Raw genomic sequence first — 6000 nt, 5'->3', positions numbered from 1 at the left:
CGCAGGGTGCATTCGGCGTCCGTCATCGGCCGCGCCCAGTCGTAGGCCTCCTCGAACAGCTTCTCGCCGGGGCCGCGGACGTGGAAGCGCGGCAGATCCTTCAGCAGCGGGTGCCCATCGGGGGCCTCGCACGGGGCGCAGTCCACCGGGTCCTTGCCCAAGCTGCCGGGGTTGTGCTCGGAGTGCCGCTTCCCCGCCTCGTCGGGCTCGGAGGCGCGGGTCGGCGGGTGCAGCGCGGTCATCAGCTCCAGGCCGGTCACAGCGGTCGAGCCGCGTGGCGTCATCACCCGGGACGCGTACACGCCCAGCAGCCGGGCGAGTTCGGCCGGCGGAAGCTGCGCGGCGTTGCCCCAGTGACGGGAGTCAAGCGCGTGCCAGGACGGGATGCACAGCTGCACACAGGTACGCTCCGAGCCCTGGGCCGGGCGGTAGATCCTCGCCCACGGCCCGAACCCACGCTTCGTCAGCTCCCAGTCGGCGCGCGCCAGCTGCTTGATGACCTTGTGGCCCTCCGGGATACGCCCGGCGAGCCGCTCCTCATCCGTGAGGATCACGGGGAGGCCGTAGCGCTGCAGCGCGGCCTCGGTGAGCACGAGCAGCGGGTCGGCGTCCTTGCCCGGGCCGGACAGCTTCGGCTGCCCCAGCTTCGCCTCCTTCAGCGTCCACTCCACCAGGGACGGGAGAGACTTGGCGGGCACGTCCAAGACCAAGCCGCCGGTGCAGTACGCCACCACCTGCCCGTCGGCATCGACGTCGACGACCGCGAGCGGTCCGTTCTCAAAGCGCGGATCGGCGCCGCCCGCCCCGGTTCCGGCCGGGGCCGCCTTCCGCGCACCAGGGCGGCGCGACGCCGACGTGCTCCTGGCGGTACGCGCCGGACGCGGCGCGGCCTTCGCCGCGGCAGGATCGAGGGCGGTCTCGGTGTTCTCCTCTGCAGTCATGGCCGCAGCCTCGGCGGCCGGGCCTATGGACAAAGTCCCCGCTTCCGCCGGAGCGGCCGTGCCGGTGAACGGGGCAGGCACCGCTACCGTGGCGGCCGGCTCCTCCCTCGCGCTGGGCGCGGGGTAGAGCTGCGTGAGTTGCTTGAGCAGCCGCGCGTACGCCTCACGTTCCGGGCCGCGCGGCTCGGTCGGTTTCTTGGCCGACTCCCACCCAGACACTGTGGCCCGGCGCACCTTCAGTGCGGCGGCCACCTCGTCCAGCGTCAGGCCGTGCGCCTGACGCAGTCGCTTGCGCTCCTGCGCCGGCGGCAGCGGTGAGCGGGATGCGACCAGCGCGTCGACCGCGTCGAACAACCCGGACATGAAACACCTCCTGACCGTCACACTACCCCATGAACCGCACGAATTACGCACGCTGACCGTACGGTTGCCGTACGAGTGGCGTACGAAGTGCCACCGGTGGACGTCGATGCTGGAGTCCTGCCCTGTGTCCTTGTCTCGCCGACTCTGACCGGCGCTCTCGCCTACCATCGCTGTGTTTGCCCGTTCAGGGGGCCCCGGAGCACCACTGGGGGACAACAAGTGCCACCTCGCACCCGCGCTAAGGTCGTCGCCATAGCCACAGGCGCTGCGGCCGCAATCGTCGCCCTACTTCCCGTTCGCTTCACCAGCGAGGTGGATGGTGTCACCCGTTCATGTGGGTCGGCGGTCTCTGCGGCTTCTCACCGATGACCTGGGTGCCAGGACGCCGCTCCGCCCTACCCGATCTCCGCCGTCGTCATTGCTGCCGCTGGCGCGATCATTGCTGTGAGCATGCCGAACAAAAATCGGTGACCTTACTGCGGTCAAGCTTCAGGGACCGCGCAGCAGGCACGGCCCGGTGGCTGGGTCCGGGGCGTTCCTGCCCGGAGCGGCAGCAGACGAGCATCAGGGGGAAGGGTGCCGGCAGGGGCGTTGCGGACAGTGCCGTTAGCCGGGGAGCTGACCCCGTCGCTGATCGACCGGGTGGCGGCCCGCTACGATCTGGCCGCCGGGAGCGTGCTGGGGCTGTGGACGTGCCGCAACTCACCCCGCCCGGCGAGACGGTGGCGGGGCGCGGGCCGATGCGGAGGTCCTACTCAGGACTACCGCGACCTGATCCAGACCGCCCGCCAGCTGCTCGGCGCGCCTTGGACTTCCTGGAAATCCGGCCCTGCCGCCAGGGCTGACCAAGACGTGCCCGACGGACGGTCAGCGCCCGTTTCTGATGTGCCATGTCAATGTCGATCGGCTGCTCCAGGCTCAGTCCGGACACACGGCGTGGGGCCGCTGATCCGGCATATACACCGAGCGTTCATGTGCGGTGATGTCGCGGCCAATGGCGCGGCAGATCTTGCTGATCGCTGTGGTGGGTGTGGATCGGTTCACGTTCCACCGGCGTACGGTCTGGTCTGTGCTGCCGGTGACCAGGGTGCGGCCGTCCGGACTGAACGCCACCGAGAACACAGCACCGGTGTGTCCGACGAGCGTGACCCGTGTGACGCCGGTGACCGAGTCCCACAGCCGCACGGTGTTGTCGTCGCTGCCGGTGGCCAGGGTGCGGCCGTCCGGACTGAACGCCAACGCGCCGGTCACGTCGGTGTGGCCAGTCAGGCTTCTGCGGCTGCGGCCGGTGGCTGTGTCCCAAAGTCGCACGGTGCGATCCTCGCTGCCGGTGGCCAGGGTGCGACCGTCCGGACTGAACGCCACCAAGAACACAGCGCCGGTGTGTCCCACGAGCGTGACCCGTGTGACGCCGGTGACCGAGTCCCACAGCCGCACGATGTTGTCGTCGCTGCCGGTGGCCAGGGTGCGGCCGTCCGGACTGAACGCCACCGAGAACACAGCACCGTGGTATCCGGGAAAGTTCTTGCGCCTACGACCGGTGGCGGCATCCCACAGTTCCACTCCGCGGGCAGTACTGACGGTGGCCAAGGTGCGCCCGTCCGGACTGAAGGCCAACCTTCTGGCGTCAGCGCTGTATCCGGCCAAGCTCCTGCGGTACTGGCCGGTGGCCGCGTCCCACAGTTTCACCCCGCCGTCGACCAGGTTTCCGGTGGCCAGGGTGCGCCCGTCCGGGCTGAACGCCAAGGAGGGCCTGGTGTCGTCGGCGGACCCGGGTAAGTCTGTGCGGAGACGGCCGTTGATCATATTCCACAAGTGCACTGCTGGATCGCCGATGCTCCCGGTGGCCATTGTTCGGCCGTCCGGGCTGAACGCCACCGAGGCGGTTTTCTTGAGGGGATCGGAGAAGGCGATCCGGGGCTGGTCGGCTACCACGTCCCACAGTCGCACGCTGCGATCCTCGGCCCCGGTGGCCAGGGTGCGCCCGTCCGGGCTGAACACCAACGCGCGGACTGGGCCGGTGTGTCCGGGAAGGCTCCTTCGGAGACGGCCGGTGTCCGTCTCCCACAGCCGGACAGTGTCGTCGCCGATCCTGGCGGTGGCCAGGGAGCGGCCGTCCGGACCGAACACCATCGAGACGACCGGGGCGGTGTACCCAGCAAGGTTCCTGCGAAGACGGCCGGTCCTTGTGTCCCACAGTTTCACCCCGCTGTCGGAACTGGTGGCCAAGGTGCGGCCGTCCGGGCTGAACGCTGACGCGACGACTGGGGTGTGGTGTCCGGGCAGACTTCGCCGGAGACGTCCGGTGGCTGCGTCCCACAGCTCCGCTGCACCGTCGAAGCCGCCGGTGGCCAGAGTGCGCCCGTCCGGACCGAATGCCAACGAGCTCACATCATTGGTCTGCTCGGCCAGCCATGCACGGATGCGCCCGGTGGTGGTGTCCCATAACTCCACCTTCTGTCCGCCGCAGCTGATGGCCAGAGTGTGTCCGTCCCGGCTGAAGGCCATGGGACCTGCCTCAATGATCTGCTTGGCCAGCCGTTTGCGGGTTCGGCCAGTGCTGGTGTCCCGCAGTTCCACTGCGTCGGGGCCTACGACGGCCATGGTGCGGCCGTCCGGAGCGAAGACCGCCGCGAAATGGGCGTCGTCTCCGGGCAGTTTCTTGCGGATGCGGCCGGTGCGGGTGTCCCACAGCCGCACCGCGCCGTCGTTGCCGCCGGTGGCCAGGGTTCGGCCGTCCGGCTTGAACGCAAGCGTGACCACAGAGCCAGGGTGTCCGGTGAGTCTGTGTCGGAGAGGTACAGCGGCGGCGGCGTAGAGGCTTTCCGTGGCCTGGGAAGTCGGGCTGGTCCTGTAGGCCTGTACGGCCAGCAGCGAGGCGAGGTCGGAATCGGTGCCGAGGAGGGCGGCGGACTGCGCGGCGAGTTGCCGGGACAGGGCGACCTTCCGGGCAGAATCGGCAGCCTGTCGCTGCTGGTCGCTGGTCCGGCTTTGCTGCCAGGCAATCACACTCGCGCCGAGTCCGAGGACGAGCAGGGCGGTAAAGGCGGCAAGGAGGGTGCGCAGACGTCGGGTGGTACGCGCCGCTGCGTGCTCTTCCTGATCACGTGCAGTCGTGCTGGCAGTGAGGAAATCATGCTCCAGAGCGGTCAGATCTTCAGCAGGGGCGCTGCTGAAGCGTTCCTCGGCGGTGACGAGACGGCTTCCCCGGTACAGAGCCCCCGGATCACGGCCCAGTTCCTCCCAGGTGCGGGCGGCCTCAGTCAGTTTGCGGTGACTGCGCAGGTGTTCACGGTCTTCGTCGATCCATGCGCGCAGGCGGGGCCATGCGGTCAGCAGAGCCTCATGAGCCAGTTCAACGGTGTCGCCGTCGAGGGTGAGCAGTCGCGCCTGGGCCAGAGCCTCCAGCGCCTCGGCGGTCTCCTGCCGACCAGAGGCCTCAAGCTCTTCCCGGTCGGCGGGCCTGCGGGTATCGGGGGTGCCCTCGCCGGGGGCGACCAGGCGCAGCAGCAGGCGGCGAGCCGCGGCCGCCTGTCCTTCGGTGAACCGGCGATAGACATCCTCGGCGGTCTTGGCGACCGCGCCCTCCACGCCTCCGGCCGCCTCGTAGCCGGCCAAGGTCATCGTCTTGCCGCGGCGACGGCGCCAGGTCTCCAGCAGTACGTGCGACAGCAGTGGCAACCCGCCCGGGGCCCCGGCGACCTCCGCGACCAGGCGGGAGGTCAGAGCGCGCTCAACGGTCAGGCCATCGGCTGCGGCCGGTTTGACGATGGCGGATCGCAGCTCCGCCGGACTCATCGGGCCGACCAGCAGGTTGGCCTCGCGCAGCGCGTCGGCCAGGCCGCGGTATTCAGCGCAGCGCCCGTAGAAGTCGGCCCGCACCGCGATGAGAACCCGTAATCGGCTCTCGGGTCGGCAGGCGGCCAGCAGCAGGTCGAGGAAGCGGGCGCGAGCGGCCGGATCGCGGCAAAGGGTGAAGATCTCCTCAAACTGGTCGACGATCACGAACGTGTCGGCTCCGGCACCGCCAGCGCTGATGCCGGTGGGTTCGAAAACCCGGCCGTGGGTGTGGGCCGGGCGTACCCCGGGAGTGAGGATGCGGATGGCGGCCGGGCGGAGACCCGCGTCCTGGGTGTGCTGGAGGGCTGGGATGAGGCCAGCGCGCAGCAGGGAGGACTTGCCGCTGCCGGACGGTCCGAACATCGCGGCGAACCGGCGGCGGCGCAGCAGCTCCAGCAGGTCGGCGGTGAGTCGATCGCGGCCGAAGAACCGGCCCTCGTCGCCGGTCTCGAACCGCGCCAACCCCCGGTACGGCGATACCCGGCCCTCCTCCGCATCCGCCGAACCGGCGGATGCGACCTCTTCCACCGCTTGCTTCCAGCGCGCCTCCCAATCCGCCGGATCGCCCCCGCACGCCGCTACATAGGCCAGGACAACCGGCAGCGTCGGCAACTGCTCGCCGGAGGCCGCCTGCGACAACGTCGTCACCGAATACCCCGCCCGCTGGGTCAACACGCGGTAGGTCATCCCGCCCGCCTCGGTGCGTAGCTTGCGCAACTCAAACGCGAATCGCTGCACCGGACCCGCCCCCGGATCGACTGGAACCTCACGACGCCCCGCCACACCCTCACCCCCTCCGAGGCCGCCTGCGCTCCGGCCCGTCAACCTACACACCCCGCCACCCGGCCGGAAGATC

General features: G+C 69.8%; 2 protein-coding genes. Both read right to left on the bottom strand.

Going from position 1 to position 6000, the window contains the following annotated elements; genetic code table 11:
- Positions 1-1304: helix-turn-helix transcriptional regulator (locus tag ABZ823_RS24290; protein WP_361664079.1), on the bottom strand; the 1304-nt coding region annotated here is incomplete at its 3' end.
- Positions 1305-2222: 918 nt separating this feature from the next.
- Positions 2223-5882, bottom strand: coding sequence for a hypothetical protein (locus tag ABZ823_RS24285; protein ID WP_361664076.1), 3660 nt, complete (start codon positions 5880-5882; stop codon positions 2223-2225).
- Between the last annotated feature and the right edge of the window lie 118 nt (positions 5883-6000).

It is taken from the genome of Streptomyces sp. NPDC047079 (assembly GCF_040643755.1).
In the GTDB taxonomy this organism is placed as follows: Bacteria; Actinomycetota; Actinomycetes; order Streptomycetales; family Streptomycetaceae; genus Streptomyces.
Note: the sequence above shows the minus strand (reverse complement) of the source record. Positions and strands in the feature narration are given on the sequence as shown.